Annotated in this window: 1 protein-coding gene; it reads left to right on the forward strand. The window is 43.9% G+C overall.

Annotation, left to right across the window (positions count from 1 at the left end):
• On the forward strand, positions 1-269 hold a 269-nt coding region (locus LKX83_RS32545; protein WP_227887419.1), incomplete at both ends, for a hypothetical protein.

Consider the following 269-nt stretch of genomic DNA (forward strand, 5'->3'; position numbering starts at 1 on the left):
CAAGCAAAGACAACAGAACAGATTCAAAAGGTAAATTTAACCATTAAAAAAGCAGAGACCGATCTGGCTAAACAGTTAGATGAGATCAACAAGAAAAAATTTGAGTCATCGAAAAAATGGATCGACGAACGCAAGTACTATAATGAGCTCTCTCTTGAACAGGAGTTGGCAGCATGGCAGAGAGTGGCCGCTCGCTATCAACAGGGTACACAGGAAAGAATCGAAGCAGAGCGGGAAACCTACCGGGTAAAGCAGGAACTCAACCGAGC

Source organism: Cohnella baijiui, from assembly GCF_020731285.1.
Taxonomy (GTDB): Bacteria; Bacillota; Bacilli; order Paenibacillales; family Paenibacillaceae; genus Cohnella.